Raw genomic sequence first — 18,902 nt, 5'->3', positions numbered from 1 at the left:
AAACATCCTATTTTGACTTTCTAAATAAAGGTTTATGGCTCACGGCCCAAATGAAATGAAGGAGAATTTAATAAAAAAGGCCATTCTTTTTGATAATTCAGACCATATTGAAATAAGGAAATCAGCATCCGTGCAGTCAAGCCCCATACGATTTCGTTTTCGATTCTTAAACTGGGAAAATAAAGCGATTGCTGGGCAAAACGAACTTCATATGGCGTTGGCGGTGTTTCTAAAAGCTGTCTTAATGATGCAAAAAAAATACGGTCAATTTCAGTTGGTTGAGGTATTAAATTTACGTCAGGCGGGATCAATCCCACGATCGGTTTAACTAACATTCCATTCCGTGCTTTTTGCATCGGTAAATCACCCAAAAGCTGCACATCAAATGGATTTAGAGCGGTTTCTTCTTGAGCTTCTCTTAACGCCACCACGATATTACTGGTGTCTTGGACATCACGTTTGCCACCGGGAAAGGACACTTCACCGGCATGATTATTCATATAGAGCGAGCGGCGGGTCAATAAAATACGTGGATTATCTTCTTGGGTAATCGCAATCAATACAGCAGCATGCGCAGGTTGAATACGCTTAGAAAAACGTAAACTTTGCTGCAATCGCTGAGTCAATAAACCCTCATCCATCCACATTACATCCTTATAATTATCTTATTTTCATCATAGCTGAATTTCGGCCAAGCTGGTTAGAAATGATGCCAAAGTTTTATTTTTAAGTTATTCTGACGGTTCACACAATCCATGACGATGAATATGAACTTTTGCTCAAACTGCGGACAAAAAACAAAAGAAGCGATCCCGCTTGGAGATCATCAGATACGCCGTATTTGTACCGCATGTGGGTTTATTCATTATGTGAATCCTAAAGTTATTTGTGGTGCTTTAGCCGTTTGGGACAATCAAGTTTTACTTTGCCGTCGTGCGATTGAGCCACGTTATGGGCTATGGACATTACCCGCTGGCTATATGGAACTCTATGAGACAATGGAGCAAGGTGCAGCGCGTGAAACTCGCGAAGAAGCCGAAGCAGAAGTCAACATTGAGCAACTATATTGCATGTATAACATTCCCCGTATTGGGCAAATTTATGCCTTGTTCAAATCTGAACTAATCAATGGTGAATTTGGTGCGGGTGATGAAACCATTGAATCACGATTGTTTAGTGAAGAAGATATTCCTTGGGATGATTTAGCCTTTCCTAGTGTGGAAAGAACGCTGCGGCATTATTTTGCTGACCGCAGAACAGGTCAGTTTGAAATGCATCTCGAAACTCTCGGTACGCGACTCGATCACACAGGTTAGTTTGCAGATCTCTTAAATAAAAAAGCCCATCACGGATGGGCTTTTTTATTTTTCCAAGATTTAAATTTTTATTTTACCTTGATGGTGTAACAAGGGGCTAAATCTAAGGAAATATCACCGCCACTTAACTTCGCCGTTTGAGCAGCTGCAGTATCATTTGGATTTTTTAAGCTATAAATATAACTAAAGCTGGCCAAACTATTCCCCCATTTCACCACTTTATTATCCGAATCTGTCAAAGCAACGCCAGAGGGACGTGTGCCTGCATTGGCATTGATCATATTGTGTAACTGCACTAAAGCACCGCCCACAACCATTGATGTGTCCGCTGAAGTTTTCACACTTGAGTTCATTCCAATTAACGCACCATCAAGCGTGTGGAAATATGGATCAGCTAAAATCATACGAATCGAAATGGTATTGGGATTAATATTCCCTTCAGGCGTAAAGGTACGGGTTGTCGTTCCGATACGGTATTGCTGTACACCTTTGTCATCTTTCATTAACAGTGGATCGAGCACATCTTTTCCACTACAGCCTTCCGTCGCGTGTGTAGACAAATCGACAATTTGACTATCTTGACGAGTAAATACATCATCTGGCACGCCAGATTTTATATTTGTGCGAATATCACCATTACGGTCAATCACCACACCCAATTTCACTGTTTTGATCGAGGGATCGGTAAATTTAAAGGTTAAATCTGCATATAACGGGAAGATATAATTTTGTCCAGCAGCAACATTTTCAACAGACTTAAAGACTTTTTTGTCTAAATACGACAGCGGATAGAGCTTGTATAAATCCATCGTGCCTTTAAATTGCACTTGGTTAATGTTTTGCTCCCATAGGCCTAATTTTTTCTTATCATCGGCCGTCAGAACATAATCGTCTTTTTTAGCCATTAACGTTTTATATAAACTTCCACCCGTACCGACCACCATTTTGTCAGCAAGTAGCGTCCCTTGTTTAATAATCAGCGGACCAGAGTTTGCTTCTTCCGCATCAAAACGGAAACCCAGTATGCCAGGTTTATCAATTTGCTTGGTAAGCGGATCAATCCAATTGTCCTGTGGCGTTGCTGTTAAACGTGTTGGTCGAACCTGCGTCAAGAGTAAGACATTCACACCACCAATGGTACTCAACTGTTGATCAACTTTGCCCTTCCACTGTAAACCACTACCAAACGTCATACCTTGGCGGTCCGTCATTAACATGAAATGACCAAATAAATTGACTTTTGAGCTATCGGTCGGCAAACATTCATTTTTGTCACAGCCGACAAGTCCATTTGAACCACTGGCATTGGTAATCACGCCATCAGTTGAAAACAACGCAAACTCAGGCTGATATACCGCAGCCGTTGAGATATTCATGAGTTTTGAAACTAAGGTAAATGCGTTTTCATTGCTGACTTCGGACAAGTCTAGCCAAGGTGTAAACAGGTCATTAAATTCCGTATCTGAACTGATACTGAAATCCGCTGTCGCGACATTCCGAGTGATTTGATCAATCAATACTTTATCTGCATTGTTAATATAAACCGCTTGGATATCTGTAGCTGTAACTGCGCTATTATTTTTCAAAGCCAAGGCTTGAATAATTTTGGCTAAACGCATGGCCACTTTAACTGTTGCGTCGGTATTTGAAATCGTTGCAGCAGGTTTACCCGCGATGCCGGCAGCCAAATCCAATAAGGTCAAACGTGGGGGTGTCGTGCCACTGGCTACATTTGAAATTTGTTTCAAATCTACTTTACCCAAATCAATTCGACGTGATTTTTCACCTTGGACAAAGAAAGTCACCGTATCGCCAATTTTACAGGCACCTGTCGAAACACCCTCTTTTAGATCAAATAAAGTAATGTAGGTATTTTTAACGTCGCTCGAACAATTAAAATTCAGACCTTCAATTGGATAATCTAAAACGAACTCAACACAGCCTTCGGTATTACTTTTACAGGTACCATTGGTTGTACTGGTATCATAAATTTCAGGATTCACATTTGCACTTTCACCGCCACAGCCACTGAGCGCTGCAACCAATGCCGTTAAAGCAAACGGTAATAAAATTTTATTTTTCATCCTAATTCTCTTTCTTATGTCCTTAACGGATTGCTGTTAATTTAAGTTGGCCTTGATTGGTTAATACGCGGCCATCGACGTCTATTGCAGTTGCTAAAGGCGTTAAGAATAAATACTGGCTACCTTTAGGCACTTGAATCACGCCTTCAATTTTTTCATGGTAAAGATGATCCGCTTCACCTTGGTTATTTTTGAATCCACCTGCGCCTTCCATGACACATCCATTTTTGTCTAAAAATACCGCAAATGGCCAATAAAATGTAGGATTTTGTACTTTGGATGCAAATGAATGTATACGAATATTTTGTAATGGTGATTTTAGTTTTACGACTTCATAGTCAAATTCGTCTGATAAAGGCGCTCGAGGCCATAAATTAATATCTTGAGCCAAGTCAAGCTCTTTGGCTTTCTTCATTTTTTTATTTGAAAAACATTGCTGACCTAAACCTTGAATGGTATCAGCTTGTGACACCCGATAATATGATGTGGCTAAAGTGATTGGGCCTGTATCTTCGGGTTGATTACGTTTAAATAAATTATCAATGACGGAGCGACTTACACCTTTTTCACGTTCAATGGTTTGCATCCGCGTTTGCCCCATCTTGCTATCAATAACGCCTTCGGGCATGGTGTAAAAGCGCTTTTTGCCTTCTAAGTTAAACTCTTTATCTTCAAGATATTCATTATTGACATACTTTTCACCAGCCATCGTCGAAAAGCCTTGCTCTTGTTTTGCCTTAGCCGATTGTTTTGAAGGATGATTTTCTAAGTTTTCACCTGAAGATCGTACGGATTGATCAGTACTGACTACTTTCTCAGCAAGGATGTTTTTCTCGACGACAGGTTTATCTTTTTCAGCTAGAACTTTGGACTGATACGCTTCACGAGGTTGGGTTAGCTCTGATTGCTGTAACTTTTCTGTCCATGCGGTTGAAGGTAAGACTTTTGCTGAAGTATCTGACGCTTGTACTGACTTTTCAGATTTGGGAACTTTATCACCTGAGACGTTTTTAATTTTATCTACTGTGACAGCTTTAATTTCATCCCGTTTTTCCGGCTCGCGTATACTTAAATGTTGAGAATTCACTGGTCCAACAGCCTGTGCTGTTGGACTCGTTTGACGTGTCATCGGTGTCTTGGTTTGAGACGGACTAATACTTACGGATGGTTGAATAATTTGTTGTACAGGTTGAGAGTCCATCGTTTTAGCAGTTGGACTTTCTTTAGGTTTTTTTTCTGGTTTTTCTTGCACTTGTACCACCATTGGGCGCCCATCCGGCCCAATAATGGTATGAAACGCTCCGGCATAGGCATACGACACTTGCACCACAGACAGTACAAGTAACGCGTTTATGAATAAAATCCTTTTCATTCTGTTTGCTTATCCTACCAACGAGTTCTGTAATTTAATCCTAGGATGGTGATTTTCGTATCGGTTTTTACATTCATTCCAGCATATGGGTTTAAAAGTATGTTATTCACACCGGTTAAGTTTGCAAGACTACTAGTATTCGCTGGAATGTTATCTTTACTGCGTAAAAAGCCGATTGATAAATCTAGATCCGTATCTGCATCAAAACGATATCCAATCCCCATACCAAAGAGTTGCGCACCATTAATTGGTACCATGGTATTTCGCTTACCGTCAGGAATAGAGGTACTCCGTGGTTCATAGCCTGCACGCAATTTCAAACGATCTGTTGCTGAATATTCAATACCGATGCCCCAGTTCCAAGGCGACGTAAATTTCAAAGGTAAGGCCAAAGAATTATCGGTCACATTTTCAGATAATAATTTTGCAATTTTCAGCGCTGAAATTTGACGGTCGAATTCAAAACGGAATTTGTCCCAAGCACGATAATCGGTCCAGCCCACATCAAAATTGATTTGTAAATCAGGCATAACCTTATATTTGATCCCCGCCTGTACATGCTGTGGATATTCAAAATCCATCGAAACCAAACCCGACTCCGAGTTTGGCACAGCATTTGGGAAACCTAAAATTGCAGCTAAAATTTGACCTGTTGGTGATGACATTAATCCCTTAATCATCTCCTGAGGTGCTTTCGCATTTTGTATGCGATAACGACCTTTCATGCGCATTTTCGCTGCACTTTGGTACACCATACCAAAACTAAAATCTTCGCGTGGCTCCCACAAAACCCCTAAGTTGTAACTTGGGCTCAGTGACTGCTCTAAAGCCAATTCCATCTGACCAAATTTGCCAAATGGATTCATCCCTTCTTCGGTATTACACATCCCCAATAGCAAGATGTCGGTAATAATGTCCGAATTTTCCTTAAATGGTGTACAGACGACTTCATCTATCATCCTTAACATGCCGATCAATTCATTGGGAAATCGCAGGTCAGATTTCAATCCAATGGCTTGATAGGACATCCCCACACCACCACCAATCGATAGCTCATCACTGACTTGATAGCCTACTGTTGGCGATAGATAAGTAATACGCTCTAGAGCAACTTGTTGCCCCATGAAATTACCTGGGTTACCATTTTCAGCACCAAAACCCGCAATCAAAGGTGCATAAACAGCTGATGCGAATGTTGCTTTAGAACCCGGTGGATTGTAGGCAATCCCCATCGTTGGCGCGGCAATGGGTTGTCCAGCACCAAAATCCACCATCTTTTTTAAGACAGGTACATATAAGGATGCATATTCAACATCACCAGAAACCTTATCTTTAAAGTCCGTACAAATATCAGCCGTCACTTCAGGACCATCATTACAGACTAATGGATCATCTGAATAACCAAAAACGTTATAACCCGCAGGAACGGTAAATTCACGTTGAATATCAAAGTTTGCAATGATGCCCTGCATATCTGTTTGCAAACCTTCAATTTTGGTTAATGCTGCAGGGTTAAAATGCACGGCACTAATCCCCGGAGGATCAGCAGTTACTGCATTACCTAATGCAAGTGACCTTACATCAACTGAAAGGTTGGTACCCAATTGTGCAAAAGCAGCACTAGAACAGCCCGTTAAAACGATCGCACTAACAAGTGGGCTGAGTCGAATTTTACGCATACGACAGCCCTCTTAACGAAGTTTTTTTCCAAAACCTAGGATATCTAACGGGAAAGACAGTCCTAAAGACACATCTGGTGCATCTTCAGTTAAACCTAGTCCCACCGTACCGTTCACAATCGTATCTGGAGATACACGCACACCTAAAGAAATCGCGAGAGTTGAGCTGGTTTGGTCTGCAGGTGAATAGGATTCGCCACTGCTATACGTAAATTCTGCGCCGGTGTTGAAACTTTGTTGATATGACATGGTGAGGGAAACATCGTAGTTAAACGAGTATGCAAAACCGAATGCAAAACCGCCACTAATGCCCGGCTCAAACTCTTCAATGACTCGCGAACCACGACGTTGGTTTAAGTCAGTTTCTTTGAAACCATAGTTTGCCGAGACGGATGCAAACAACACAACGGGATCAATATATTTACGTGTGCTGGCACCGATACCTGCAGAATAGTAACCTTTACCTGTTGCTAGATCATTTACAGCATTAATTTCGTATGGACTATCACCAGTTTTCGTGGACAAATTACCAAATAAAATAAGAGGCAAACGACCTTGCTTCAGTGGGAATGGTTCCCAGCGTGCGCCTAAAGAAATATCCCCTAAACCTGCAGTTGAAGTATCTTTTAATAAATCAGTTTTCGCCACTAAAGGCAAAGATGCAGAGAATGTCAAATTATCCATTACACCGTATTGCACGGTAAATGTATTGGTCATCGAATGTGTTGCATTTTCTTGTACACGTAGTTGATAAAGCTGGCCTTGTGCCATTTCCATATCAAGCTGTGTATCACGGTAATAGGTGTAATCTATATCGTAAAAAGATGATATTTCACCTTTTTTAATCAATGAATACTGACGTTCATTCGAGCTAAATACTTCCTGTAAATTCGCTTCTTGGCTCGCATCACCTTCTTGTTGCTGAAGTGCTGTCGATGCTTTTTCATTGGCAGGAGCGACTTCGGATTGTGGCATTTCAGCTTGTACGGGCTCTTCTACAGATTCATACTGTCCAATTTCTGGCTCGGCAGTAGCTTCATGTGTAGTATCAGCTTGGGTTGCCGTAACAGGAGATGCCGACTCTTCAACAACTGTCTCTTGCTCAACCGGATCATACTCTCCTAGACTTGGCTCTTCAGCTGCATAGGCAACCCCCATCACCACCTGAATACTCATGGCTAGTAGTGTTTTGTTCATCCATTTACGATTCATGTTCCTTCCCACCGTTTTTATTTTTTTAATCTTGACGCTTTGTTATACGCATTCATCTAATTATTTACTCTTATAGTAAAGCCTTAGAAAGTTGTAATTCGATTTACCATATGACTCCGACTCTTCATTCATATTTTTATCAAGTCGTATCGTAGATGCCTTGTCCGCAATTTTTTCCATATAAAACTGCGGATATTGAATATCAACCAATGCATAACGGTTCACGGTTGCATCTTCAACATGTCGCAAGTCTGTATCTTGCAAAGCCAATAAATTTTTACGTTGCTCAGGTGCAACATTGATTAAGAATAAAGTATTGTTTTCCCATATTTCTTGAAAACGAACTTCATCGAAACTAATATTCCCAAGTGCTGGATCTGCAACATAAACACGCCCATCTTTATAGGCTTTAAACACCACAAAATGTTTAAAACCAGCATATGAAATGGGAACAATTGCAGGCTGACCTTGCTTAACTAGATCTGAAAACTCCCCTTTGTAGCCCCCACTGTCTAGCCCGACAGCAGCGACAAAACGTTTCATGTCTAATAAGGAGAAACTTCGACGTTCGATAATTTTTTCAGTTTCACCAAATTTCAGCAAACCATTCATGGTCTGTTGCTCAGTTAGCTGTGTCCCTACATAACCATTTAATAAAGTGGTTAAGGCTGCTGAACCACAACTGTAGTCATAGGCTTGCCGAACGATGCCTCGAAATTGATCTTCTATGGCAGGTTTAATTTTTACAGTTTCACGGTGCATCCGACTAAAGGAATCATTTCGTGAATCCAATGTTTCGGTATAGTGAACTGTTCCGACTGGCTTTTCTTTTAATTCGAAGGACTCTTTGGCAAAGTAATACATCAATGCCGAGCCCACAGCTATCTCTAACATAAGTTCTAACTTTTAGTTATCGGCAATGATGTGCCTTTTTTCATTATTTTTTAGAGCTAATGCTCTACATCCATGTATTATGCAAGATACCTTTTTTTTTATAAAAAAACAGCATTTTTTTATGCTTTGTTGGGTCATTCCGCATGTTTTTGTAAAAAAAAGCGCGTGATCAACACGCGCCTTCTTTGTATTCTAAATTACTTACTAGAAATCGTAATTACAGAACCTTGGTTATATACACCCATATCTGGGCTGTAGAATGTTTGTAAGCCTTGAACTTCGATATCACCAATTGAACCAGCATCACGGCTACCTAAATGAACACCTTTCACATAGTTATCAATTGGACCAGAGTTGCTTACCATTTGAATATAACCATTGCTTGTGCCGTCTTTACCATACACACGTACATCTTGATTAATGGTTAAGTCAGTTTTACGAGCATCAGCAACTTTGATGCTCTCAATGAAGATCTCACCCGCTGCACGGTTAGCCGCACTTGTGCCATCGCCCGTACCTGCTTTAGTTGATGCATCAAGGATACCTAGATTTTGAATTTCTAAGCCACCAACCATAGTGGTACTCAGTTTAATCATTGCACCTTGTGGAGCAGCACCTAACTGAACATTCGCTGTCATTGGACCAGTTTTTAGAGAAAGGCCTGATAAAATTGCATTGTAGTTGGTATCAACACCACCACGACGAATGCCTGTAGTACCAGCTGTACCAGATGCTGTTACACCAATTTCACCAATTTTGATATCTAAACCAGAAACATCAGCTGCGATATTAATGAATGCACCATTTGCACCTGTACCTGCATCTGTATCAATACGTAAATCAGCTAAATTACGAGAAGCTAAAAGATAAGCACCGTTATTTCCATAGTTTGCACCAATGATGATACCTTTGTTCTCTAATGCATCACCCTTAATACCGTTACCTTGAATAACGATCGCACCAGCAGTACTTGTACCACCCTTAGCTGTATCCGTTAAACCGTCGTTATCGTGAATGAAAAGTTTTTCGATTTCAATTTTTGAAATACCAATCCCGATGTTAATACCATCTTGACCAGTAGTTGAACTAAGTGCAGCATCATCCATTGCCTGCATAGCCATAGCATTCGCACTAAATGCGATTGAAGAAACTAGAGCTAATTTAGTGAAATTTTTCATACGGTACTCTCCCAAGAGTATTTATTTTTTTTTGATTTTCAACCACTCGATTTATTCAGCTGTAATATTATTTTGTGACAACTGTTAAACCTTTCCTTGAGTCGTTTGCTCGCTCGATTAAATTATATCCAAGCTAAAATTTGTTCAACTGTCGTTGGTCGCAATCTAATTCTTACCGATAAACGGTATTTGCAAACCAAATGAATTAGGAATGGTATAAAATCCATTTTAGTCTTTAAATTTAATTTCTCTGTTGATGCAAAAACCGATTTCTTTAAAAAAATTTATTCTCAAACAAAATGTTAGTGCTCAAAAAATTTTGCAAGCGCTTGCACCCTTGTCACATGTGATTTTTTTAGAAGATCAAAACCAACCTGTTATTTGCTTTTTGGCAAATCAATATCAGCAATTTAAGAATGCTGAACTGAAAACTTATATCCGTACCAATTTAGATCAATATGAGGAATGTGATACTCAGCCCTTGCAAGATATCGCCTTCCAAGATTTATGTTCAAAATTAGGCAGCGGGTTTTCTGGGGGCTGGGCTGGTTTTATTAGCTATGATTATGCAGCGCAACAACAGATTTCCCTCCATGCAAAAGTGCAACCTCGCTTTTTTTTAGGACAATTTTCCAGTTTTTTTAAATTAGAAGAAGATGGTTGGTATTTTTATAGTTCTGATCATTCTGCAGCTAAGATTTACGACTACATAGATCAGTTCATTCAAACAGAGACTACTCAGAATCAATTTAAATTAAGTCAAAAATGTACTGCAAGATGGTCCAAGTCAGACTACACAAAAGCCTTTGATCAAGTTCAGGAATATATTAAAGCGGGCGATTGCTATCAAATTAATTTAACACAAGAGTTCACAGCTCAAGCAAACGGTTCACTCTTAGATACTGCTCAAGAATTTTGGTCACTGACTGATGCACCATATTCAGGCTACTTACGTATTGATGATTTTGAAATTTTAAGTTGTTCGCCTGAGCTTTTTATAGATTTTAAGCCTGAACGCAAGATTATTACTAAGCCAATCAAAGGCACGATGCCTCGCTATGAAGATTCAGTGTTAGATGCGCAGTCAAAACAACGGTTAAAATCATCTGAAAAAGACATGGCTGAGAATGTCATGATTGTCGATTTACTGCGTAATGATTTGAGTGTTTATGCTGAAACAGGTTCTGTAAAAACACCAAAACTTTTTGATATTGAAAGCTTTAATCAGGTACATCACATGGTCAGTGAAGTTGAGGCCGTGCTGAAAACAAATGTAAATCCTTTTGAGGTTCTGATGTCGGCACTGCCGGGCGGTTCGATTACCGGCGCGCCTAAAATTCGTGCGATGCAAATCATTGAAGAACTTGAAGGCTCCCCGCGCGGCGCCTATTGCGGCTCGATGGGTTATTTTAATCACGATGGTACAGGCTCTTGGAATATTTTAATCCGCTCTATTCAAAAATACCAAGATCAGGTTTCGCTGTGGGCAGGCGGCGGAATCACCATCGCGTCAGATTGCGATGCTGAATATCAAGAATGCTTTGATAAAGTCGAAGCCATGCTGGATTTGTTAAATACCTGGCATAAACCTGAATAACAAAAAAGCGATTCTATTGAATCGCTTTTTTGATCTATCTATCCCAACTTCCTTTTAAAAAAGGAAGATTAGGCTAGATTTACATTTCGCGGAGATTGCAAAGATTAAGCCAAAATATCGTTTTTCAAAGTATCTACAAGGCGCTGATTTTGTTCATCTGTACCAATGGTGATACGAAGGAATTGATTAATCCGCGGCTTATTAAAATAACGCACGATAATTCCGCGTTCGCGCAAATCAGCAGCCAACTCACTTGCATCCTTATTAGGCAATGATGCAAAAATAAAGTTTGCCGCAGACGGCAATACCTTAAAGCCCAGCTCAGACAGCTGCTCTACAAGCTTTTCACGGCTCGCAATCACCTTGGCATTTTGCACTTCAAAATACGCTTGATCCTCAAATGACGCCACGGCTGCTGCAATCGCAAAACGGTCCATCGGATAGGAGTTAAAGCTGTTTTTTACTGCCTCAAGCGCTGCGATTAAATGCGGCTGCGCAATCGCGAAACCCACACGCAAACCAGCAAGTGAACGCGACTTAGACGTCGTTTGACAAACCACAAGGTTTTCATATTTCGCAACCAAAGCCACAGCAGATTCTGCACCGAAATCGACATACGCTTCATCAATCACAACCACTGAATTCGGATTGGCTTGCAACACTTCCTCAATTGCAGACAAACCTAAAGCAATACTGGTAGGCGCATTCGGATTGGTAATGATGATACCGCCATTCGGCTGTTTATAGTCATCAATAACAATTTCAAAATCATCGTTCAGCGGCATAATTTTAGTATTGGCAGCTATACCAAAAAATTGGCTATATACCGGATAAAAACTGTAGGTAATATCTGGATACAAAACCGGCAGCTCTTGCACAAAAAAGGCTTTAAAAATGTGCGCCAGAACTTCGTCCGAGCCATTGCCGACAAAGACCTGCTCAACAGGTACATGCTGCTGTTTTGCAATCGCTTGCTTTAACTCAGACGCATCTGGATCTGGATATAAACGTAAAACGTCAGCAGAATTTGCCAACACTTTTTGAACTGCTTCCACCACTTTTGGCGATGGCGGATACGGGTTTTCATTGGTATTGAGTTTTAAAATATTTTGGATTTTAGGCTGTTCACCCGGTGTGTACGGCTCTAATTCACGTACATCAGGACTCCAAAAACGCATTTGTTCAGCGGTAATATTTGGCATTTTATTTTGCTCTTTCTCACCCTCTCCTAACCTCTCTTGCACTTCGCTTTAAAGGAATCCTTAAAGCTCGTTCAGGGAGAGGAATATTCATTTTATGAGATTTCCCCTCTCCTGAAAGGAGAGGGTTAGGGAAAGGTTTATATTTTTGGAAAACTAAGTTTTTCACCTAGTCTATATTTTCTTACTGATAACGATAGCGTGCTGAACGCGCATGCGCATCTAAGTTTTCCTGCTCCGCTAATGTATCAGCCGTTTTCGCTAAACTTTTCACACCATCTTCAGAGCACATAATTAAACTTGAGCGCTTTTGGAAATCATAAACACCGAGCGGTGATGAAAAACGCGCTGTGCCCGAAGTAGGCAACACGTGGTTTGGACCTGCACAGTAATCACCAATCGCTTCAGGCGTATATCGACCCATAAAAATTGCACCGGCATGGCGGATATCTTCAGCCATTTCCTGCGCTTGATCTAAGCACAGCATCAAATGTTCAGGCGCAACCTGGTTAATCAATTCAGCGCCTTCAGCACGGTCTTTGACTAAAACTAATGCACCACGGTTTTCAATTGAAGTGCGCGCGATATCTGCTTTAGGCAAAGCTTCTAAATGCTTTTCAATCCATTGCTCTACTTGATCTAAAAGATCCGCATCTGGCGTAATGAACACCGCTTGAGCCACAGTGTCATGTTCCGCTTGAGACAACAAATCCATCGCCAGCCATTCAGCGTTATTTTGACCTTCTGCATAGACCAAAATTTCGGATGGCCCTGCAATCATATCAATGCCAACTTGACCAAATACTGCACGTTTTGCTGCCGCAACAAAACGGTTGCCCGGGCCAGTGATTTTATCCACAGATGGGATGGTTTCTGTGCCGTAAGCCAATGCTGCAACCGCTTGCGCGCCGCCAATGGTAAATACACGGTGTACGCCGGCTAAATAAGCTGCCGCCAAAACCAATGGATTCAAATCACCGTTCGGCGCAGGCACCACCATAATAATTTCAGGCACGCCAGCAACATGCGCAGGCACAGCATTCATCAATACAGATGACGGATAAGAAGCTAAACCGCCCGGCACATAGATACCCACACGGTCCAGTGGTGTGACTTTTTGACCAAGCGTATTTCCTAAAGCATCGACATAGGTCCAGCCGTCTTGCTTTTGCGCTTGGTGAAATTCACGAACACGGTTCGCAGCAAGTTCTAAGGCCTCACGCACTTCTGAACTTAACCCCTCAAATGCTGCTTTCAACTGTTCTTGTGTCAGCTCTAATTCTGAGAATTGATGCGCTGGATGTCGATCGAACTGCTGTGTCAATTTAAGAACATGAGCATCACCATGCTGACGAACATCAGCAATGATTTGGTCAACGGTTTTTAAAAGTTCTGGATCATTCACAGTTTCAAAAGCCAACAAGTCAGCAAAAGCTTGCTTGAAGTTTTGATCTTGAGTCGATAAACGTCGCATCAATTTACCCACAAGGTAATCTATTGGAAAAGATTAGTTTACCTGTTTTACAGCAGCTTGTGGACATCTATCGCATGTGTTCATGTGGAGTTTTATTGAAAATAACTTTCGTTAAAATTGATGAAAATACAGTTTTAACATTATTTTTCAGTTTTCATAAAAAAACCGCCCAAATTTGAGCGGTTTGATCAGCATAGCTAGAAACTTAACAACTTATGCTTTTTTTGCTTGCTCGCGTTCTTCCACGGCTTTTTCTAGCTGTGCAAGAATTGGATTCAACAAAGTTTGTTTACGTTTAAAGCTTGCTTTGTTCACGATTAAACGTGAAGACACTTTACAGATTTCTTCCAAAGGCTCTAAACCATTGGCACGTAAAGTATTCCCGGTATCCACAACATCGACAATGTAATCGCCTAAACCAACCAATGGTGCAAGTTCCATAGAACCATAAAGTTTGATCACATCCACTTGCTCGCCCAAGCTTGCATAATATTGACGGGTCAAATTGACATACTTGGTTGCAATCTTTAAACGACCGTTCGGACGAACCATGCCAACTTTACCTGCGGTCATTAACTTACAGTTGGCAATTTTTAAGTCCAATGGTTCATACACATTTTGTGCACCATGTTCCATCAGCACATCTTTACCTGCCACCCCAATATCTGCAGCACCATTTTCAACATAAGTTGGTACATCAGAAGCACGTAAAATTAAAATACGTACGTGCTTATGGGTCGTTGGAAAAATTAACTTACGAGATTTATCCGGATCTTCCAATAAGTTAATGCCAGCTGTTTCCAACAATGGCAAAGTTTCTTTTAAGATACGTCCCTTACTTAATGCTAAAGTTAAACCATGATCAAAATTGCCCATTACGTCAAAATTGGGATCATCGTTTCTCATATCGCTCATTAACTTACTCGCTTAATTTGGGCACCTAAACCTTGTAACTTCGCTTCAACATCTTCATAACCACGGTCAATATGATAGATACGGTCAATCAACGTTTCCCCATCAGCGGCAAGTGCTGCTAAAACCAATGAGAAAGAAGCTCGTAAATCAGTTGCCATCACGGGTGCAGCAGATAATTTCTCTACACCTGTAACAACAGCATCATTACCTTCAACCTGAATATTGGCACCCATACGTGCTAATTCAGGTACATGCATGAAACGGTTTTCGAAAATCGTTTCAGAAATTGTGGCAAAACCACGACCAATTGCATTCACCGCCATCAGCTGTGCTTGCATATCGGTTGGAAATTCTGGATGTGGTAAAGTCTGGAAACTAACTGCTTTCGGGCGTTTACCCATCATATCCAGTTCAATCCAATCTTCACCGCGCGTAACTTCCGCGCCCATTTCTTCAAATTTATCTAGCACAGACTCCAACAAGTTTGGATCAGTATGTGTGGTTTTGATTTTACCGCCAGTGATCGCTGCTGCAGCGAGATAAGAACCTGTCTCAATACGATCAGCAACAACGGCATATTCACAGCCATGTAGGCTTTCAACACCTGTAACAACCAAAGTATCTGTGTCCAAACCTTCGATTTTTGCACCCATCTTGATCAACATATTAGCAAGATCGGTAATTTCAGGTTCACGAGCCGCGTTACGAATGGTCGTTACACCGTCTGCAAGAACCGCAGCAGTTAGAATATTTTCAGTACCACCAACTGTGACCATATCAAAGACAACTTCGCCACCTTTTAGACGACCATCCACTTTGGCATGCACATAACCTGCTTCAACTTCGATCTCAGCACCAAGTGCTTCTAAAGCTTTTAAATGTTGATCTACAGGGCGTGAACCAATTGCACATCCACCCGGCAAAGACACTTTTGCACTACCATAGCGCGCCAATAACGGGCCAAGCACCAAAATAGATGCACGCATGGTTTTCACGAGTTCATATGGTGCAAATTGATTATCTAAGCTAGAAGTATCAGCCTTAACCGTATCACCTTCATAACTGATTTGAACACCTAAACCTGCGATCAATTTCACTAAGGTGTTCACATCTTTTAGATTTGGCACATTAGTTAATGTAATAGGTGTATCCGCAAGGATAGTTGCAGCGAGTAATGGCAATGCAGCATTTTTCGCACCAGAAATACGAACTTCACCTTCGAGCTTAGTACCGCCCTGAATCAGAAATTTATCCATTAATTATTAAGCTCCGAATAAGCTTGCTTTGCGCCATTCTTCTTTGGTCATTGCACGAATTGTTACTGCATGTACTTCACCGCTGGCAATGTAGGAGTTCAAAGGTGCATAAACAGATTGTTGACGAGCAACAGGACGTTTGCCTTCAAATTGATCATCGACAATGCGTAGATCAAATTTGCCGCCTTGCCCACTAACTGCAACCTCAGCTTCTGGAAAAGCAGCTTTTAAAATTTCAGTGAGCTGTTCACTATTCATCACAAGACCCCATATAGGACTAACGGTGTAAAACCCGTCATTTTACTATAAATCTAAAAAATAATTCATTAGTCACATACATTATATATATAAAAAAAGAGGTTATAAAAAACCTCTTTTTGTACAATTTACAATCTAAACCGTTAAAGGCATATAAATGAGCTGCATTTTTCGATGTTTATGTAATTGTTTTTTTAATTTTTCAGACAATTTTTTGATCGAGGTATACATATCATCAGCGCACGCTTGTGCAAAAAGTTCTGTCCCAGGTAATCGTATAATCGCTTCCGCAATATGATTATCACTACCTTTTTTTGAACGTTTATCAACCTGATGATCTTTAGTCAGTTTGACTTGCATACTATTGACCTGATCTAAATGTTTGGTCATTTCCGCAAATTTAAGACGAATATTTTCTTCTATTGCTGGCGTAATTGTTAAATGATGGCCACGAATTGTAATCTGCATAATTCTATCCCTCACCTTCTTTCAGGACTGGAAAAGTTCAAGCCGAATCATCCAACTCAATATGCGAAGCATACATTTACACAATCAGATCATTTCGGCCATTCCTTATAAAAAAAGAGATTCATTATTTCGTCATAATGAACCTCTAGAATAGTCAGATTTTCAAATTTAGATCAACACTTTTCGCTCTGAAGATGATGGAATATGTAACGATTCACGATACTTCGCAACTGTACGACGAGCAACATCAATACCTTCTGCATTAAGCAAAACTGCAATTGCATTATCAGACAAAGGCTTACGTGTATTTTCTTCTGCAATCAACTTTTTAATTTTTGCACGAATTGCCGTCGAAGACGCTTCCCCACCAGACGATGTTCCAACATGACTTGAGAAGAAATATTTCAACTCAAATAATCCACGTGGTGTGAGCATATATTTATTTGTGGTTACACGGGAAACTGTGGATTCATGGAGTTCAACTTCTTCCGCAATATCTCGCAGGACCAAAGGCTTCATTGCCTCAGGCCCTTGTTCAAAGAACGCTCGTTGATGCTCCACAATACAGGTTGCCACTTTTAATAAAGTTTTATGTCGTTCATCAATGCTTTTAATGAAATTCTTAGCTTCAAGCATTTGATTACGTAAATATTGATTATCGTCACTTTGATCTGCACGCTTGATCATATTGGCATAGAAAGAATTCACTCGTAGCTTTGGCATTACATCAGGATTTAACTGTACCAACCAATGTTCATTCTTTTTTAGCACCACTACATCTGGAATTTGATAGTCTGAATCTTTATCTTCAAACTCTTGCCCTGGATGTGCTTTTAATGTTTTTAACAAACAAATGGCTAGTTTAAGTTGTTCCGTATTTAAACCCGTTTGCTTAATTAACTTAGGTAATTCATTGGTAATCAGCAACTCATAATTTTTCAATAATAAAATAGCTTCATATCGATATTCGACATGTTCAGGAAGATTTTCAACTTGTACCATTAAACATTCAGCGAGATTACGTGAACCTACACCTAAAGGATCTAGACGCTGAATATGCTTTAAAACCACCAAAACTTCGTCATCTTCGACTTCTTCTTCATAATCCATAGAATCTAAAAGATGCTGAACAGATTGGGTAATTTCATTTAAGTCACAATCTAAAAAACCTTTGTTATCTAAAGCATCGATAATACAGTGTGCAATTAGTTTATCGATCACAGAAAAGTGTAAAAGATTAACTTGCTCAAGCATATGTGCTTGTAAACTTTGATGCCCCTGCCGATTATCTTCGCGCTCTTCAAATTCAGCAGCACCTAAACTTGTAGGTTGATGCGTATAAACATCATCCCACTCCGTATCTACCGGTAACTCATCAGGCAAATGATCGGCATTTAATTCATTGGTTAAGTCTTTATTTTCCCTTTCTTGTTCTTGTAAGCTATTTAAACTTTCAACGGTATTTTGTTCTTCAACTTTCTCTAATAGAGGATTACTGTCGAGTTGGATTTGAATTTCTTGTTCCAATTCCAAACTTGAAAGCTGTAATAAACGAATGGCTTGTTGTAATTGAGGTGTTAATGATAAGGAATTGGCAACCTTTAACCCCATCGCTAATTTCATTAATAACTCCCCCTATAATTAACCGCACTTTATAAGCAATTTTTATGCCGTTTTATTTTTTATAGCATAATTTTGAACAGAACGCCCGATTTTTTGTCTTTTTTAGACACATTATTCAGCTAATTTATTCTTTTATTAGGAACAATTCGCCTTATAAATGAATTATTTAATTAGATATATTATTAATTTCACTCTATTTTCCTTTTCACCACACATAAAAAAACACCCCCAACGATTAAGTTGGGGGTGTTTTCGAATAATGAGCTGGCGATGACTTACTCTCACATGGGTAACCCCACACTACCATCAGCGCTAAGAGGTTTCACTTCTGAGTTCGGGAAGGGATCAGGTGGTTCACTCTTGCTATTGTCGCCAGC

Annotated in this window: 16 protein-coding genes and 1 rRNA gene; 2 read left to right on the top strand and 15 right to left on the bottom strand. The window is 40.2% G+C overall.

What is annotated here, in order from left to right:
• Positions 1–32: 32 nt before the first annotated feature.
• A complete protein-coding gene (locus FTU83_RS09885) occupies positions 33–641 on the bottom strand; it encodes a CoA pyrophosphatase (protein ID WP_168378585.1) in 609 nt (202 codons plus the stop codon).
• A gap of 126 nt (positions 642–767) precedes the next feature.
• Between FTU83_RS09885 and FTU83_RS09880 the strand changes: the two genes are divergently transcribed.
• Complete coding sequence (locus FTU83_RS09880) at positions 768–1,316, top strand: NUDIX hydrolase (RefSeq protein WP_180023250.1); 549 nt, start codon at positions 768–770, stop codon at positions 1,314–1,316.
• Between the two features lie 68 nt (positions 1,317–1,384).
• Here FTU83_RS09880 and FTU83_RS09875 read toward each other — a convergent pair whose 3' ends face one another.
• The 6 genes from FTU83_RS09875 to FTU83_RS09850 form a co-directional block, all read right to left on the bottom strand.
• Complete coding sequence (locus FTU83_RS09875) at positions 1,385–3,400, bottom strand: hypothetical protein (protein ID WP_180106329.1); 2,016 nt, start codon at positions 3,398–3,400, stop codon at positions 1,385–1,387.
• Between the two features lie 22 nt (positions 3,401–3,422).
• A complete protein-coding gene (gene filE, locus FTU83_RS09870; RefSeq protein WP_180106327.1) occupies positions 3,423–4,772 on the bottom strand; it encodes a putative pilus assembly protein FilE in 1,350 nt (449 codons plus the stop codon).
• Positions 4,773–4,786: 14 nt separating this feature from the next.
• Positions 4,787–6,451: an OmpP1/FadL family transporter gene (locus FTU83_RS09865; RefSeq protein ID WP_180106325.1), complete on the bottom strand. Its 1,665-nt coding sequence runs from the start codon at positions 6,449–6,451 to the stop codon at positions 4,787–4,789.
• A 12-nt stretch (positions 6,452–6,463) separates the two neighbouring features.
• Complete coding sequence (locus FTU83_RS09860) at positions 6,464–7,663, bottom strand: hypothetical protein (protein WP_180106318.1); 1,200 nt, start codon at positions 7,661–7,663, stop codon at positions 6,464–6,466.
• A gap of 60 nt (positions 7,664–7,723) precedes the next feature.
• Positions 7,724–8,557, bottom strand: a complete 834-nt coding sequence (locus FTU83_RS09855; protein WP_180106316.1) for a C39 family peptidase — start codon at positions 8,555–8,557, stop codon at positions 7,724–7,726.
• Between the two features lie 197 nt (positions 8,558–8,754).
• Positions 8,755–9,735, bottom strand: coding sequence for a DUF6160 family protein (locus FTU83_RS09850; RefSeq protein WP_180106314.1), 981 nt, complete (start codon positions 9,733–9,735; stop codon positions 8,755–8,757).
• Positions 9,736–9,991: 256 nt separating this feature from the next.
• Between FTU83_RS09850 and FTU83_RS09845 the strand changes: the two genes are divergently transcribed.
• Entirely contained in the window at positions 9,992–11,332 is a 1,341-nt protein-coding gene (locus tag FTU83_RS09845; RefSeq protein WP_180106312.1) for an anthranilate synthase component I family protein, read from the top strand.
• Between the two features lie 104 nt (positions 11,333–11,436).
• On the opposite strand, the gene hisC is transcribed toward FTU83_RS09845, so the two are convergent.
• The 8 genes from hisC to rrf form a co-directional block, all read right to left on the bottom strand.
• A complete protein-coding gene (hisC, locus tag FTU83_RS09840) occupies positions 11,437–12,534 on the bottom strand; it encodes a histidinol-phosphate transaminase (protein ID WP_180106310.1) in 1,098 nt (365 codons plus the stop codon).
• A gap of 181 nt (positions 12,535–12,715) precedes the next feature.
• Positions 12,716–14,017 carry a histidinol dehydrogenase gene (gene hisD / locus FTU83_RS09835; protein ID WP_180008575.1) on the bottom strand — a complete coding sequence of 434 codons (1,302 nt, stop codon included), beginning with the start codon at positions 14,015–14,017 and terminating at the stop codon, positions 12,716–12,718.
• A gap of 201 nt (positions 14,018–14,218) precedes the next feature.
• Complete coding sequence (hisG, locus tag FTU83_RS09830) at positions 14,219–14,920, bottom strand: ATP phosphoribosyltransferase (RefSeq protein WP_078191192.1); 702 nt, start codon at positions 14,918–14,920, stop codon at positions 14,219–14,221.
• Positions 14,920–16,176, bottom strand: a complete 1,257-nt coding sequence (murA, locus tag FTU83_RS09825) for a UDP-N-acetylglucosamine 1-carboxyvinyltransferase (protein WP_078191193.1) — start codon at positions 16,174–16,176, stop codon at positions 14,920–14,922. The genes hisG and murA overlap by 1 nt, the downstream gene beginning before the upstream one ends.
• 6 nt (positions 16,177–16,182) lie before the next feature.
• Positions 16,183–16,434, bottom strand: a complete 252-nt coding sequence (gene ibaG, locus FTU83_RS09820) for a BolA family iron metabolism protein IbaG (protein ID WP_078191194.1) — start codon at positions 16,432–16,434, stop codon at positions 16,183–16,185.
• Positions 16,435–16,569: 135 nt separating this feature from the next.
• Positions 16,570–16,902 (bottom strand): ribosome hibernation-promoting factor, HPF/YfiA family, encoded by a 333-nt coding sequence (hpf, locus tag FTU83_RS09815; protein WP_078191195.1) that lies wholly within the window; start codon positions 16,900–16,902, stop codon positions 16,570–16,572.
• Positions 16,903–17,070: 168 nt separating this feature from the next.
• Entirely contained in the window at positions 17,071–18,525 is a 1,455-nt protein-coding gene (locus FTU83_RS09810) for an RNA polymerase factor sigma-54 (RefSeq protein ID WP_180005468.1), read from the bottom strand.
• Positions 18,526–18,787: 262 nt separating this feature from the next.
• Positions 18,788–18,902: ribosomal RNA gene (rrf, locus tag FTU83_RS09805) — 5S ribosomal RNA — on the bottom strand.

Origin of the sequence: Acinetobacter sp. YH12152, assembly GCF_013418285.1 — a bacterium.
In the GTDB taxonomy this organism is placed as follows: domain Bacteria; phylum Pseudomonadota; class Gammaproteobacteria; order Pseudomonadales; family Moraxellaceae; genus Acinetobacter; species Acinetobacter amyesii.
The sequence above is the reverse complement of the archived record's forward strand: the minus strand, read 5'-3'. Positions and strand labels throughout refer to the sequence as shown.